At 66.1% G+C, this 1,218-nt stretch carries 1 protein-coding gene and 1 tRNA gene; both read right to left on the bottom strand.

Going from position 1 to position 1,218, the window contains the following annotated elements:
* Nucleotides 1-68: 68 nt before the first annotated feature.
* Nucleotides 69-145, bottom strand: a tRNA-Met gene (locus A612_RS03130).
* Nucleotides 146-188: 43 nt separating this feature from the next.
* The gene (locus A612_RS03125; protein ID WP_019373136.1) at nt 189-968 is read right to left on the bottom strand and encodes an enoyl-CoA hydratase; all 780 of its coding nucleotides are present in this window, start codon (nt 966-968) and stop codon (nt 189-191) included.
* Nucleotides 969-1,218 lie beyond the last annotated feature (250 nt).

Below are 1,218 nucleotides of genomic sequence, written 5' to 3'. Positions count from 1 at the left end.
GGGGGCTGCCCCACCGGCCGCCGGCAACAAAAAAGGCCTGGAGATGCTCCAGGCCTTTTTTGCGTATTTGGTGGTGGTACCGGGACTTGAACCTGGGACATCAGCATTATGAATGCTGCGCTCTAACCAACTGAGCTATACCACCGAAGCCGCAAATTATAGAACAAAAATCTCGCGGCGCAACACCATCATTGGTGCGTGAAGTTCGCCTGGCGCTTGTTCACGAAGGCGTCCATGCCTTCCTTCTGGTCCTGCGTGGCGAACAGCGCATGGAACAGCCGGCGCTCGAACATCAGGCCGTCCGAGAGCGTGCCCTCGAAGGCGCGGTTCACGGTTTCCTTCGCGGCCATGACGGCGACCTGCGAGAAGCCGCAGATCACGATGGCCGCGCCGAGGGCTTCTTCCATCAGCTTAGTCAAAGGCACCACGCGGCTCACCAGGCCCGCCGCTTCAGCCTCGGTGGCGTCCATCATGCGGGCGGTGAGCACCATGTCCATGGCCTTGGACTTGCCGATGGCGCGCGGCAGGCGCTGCGTGCCGCCGGCGCCGGGGATCACGCCCAGCTTGATCTCCGGCTGGCCGAACTTGGCGTTGTCGGCGGCGATGATGAAGTCGCACATCATCGCCAGCTCGCAGCCGCCGCCCAGGGCGTAGCCGCTCACGGCAGCGATCACGGGCTTCCTGATGGAGCGAATGGTTTCCCAGTTGCGCGTGATGTAGTCGCCCTTGTAGGCGTCGGCGAAGCTGTATTTCGCCATGGCGCCGATGTCCGCGCCGGCGGCGAAAGCCTTCTCGCTGCCAGTCACAATGATGCAGCCGATCTTCTCGTCGGCGTCGAAGGCCTTGAGCGCCGCGCCCAGCTCGTCCATGAGCTGGTCGTTGAGGGCGTTGAGCTGCTTGGGCCGGGCGAGCGTGATGACGCCGACCTTGTCCGCCTCGGTGCGGACCTCGATGCATTCGTAGGCCACGTGGATCTCCGTCGTAGGTGGTGGGTTGAGGAAGCGGGGCGAGCCCGAACCGGGCAACTATACCGCCCGGTCGGCCCTCAGGCGGCGCCCAGCCAGGCCGCGGCGGCCTGGGCGTCGCTCACCTCCAGCGAGACCGTGTCGCCGGTGGCGTCGCCGTCGGGCAGCACCAGCGCCAGGCGCAGTACGCGCTGGTCGCGCGCCACCCAGGCGGTGAGCTGCCGCGCGCCGCCGGCGTACAGCGGCAGCTCGT

Origin of the sequence: Melaminivora alkalimesophila, assembly GCF_000282995.1 — a bacterium.
Taxonomy (GTDB): Bacteria; Pseudomonadota; Gammaproteobacteria; order Burkholderiales; family Burkholderiaceae_C; genus Melaminivora; species Melaminivora alkalimesophila.
The sequence above is the reverse complement of the archived record's forward strand: the minus strand, read 5'-3'. Positions and strand labels throughout refer to the sequence as shown.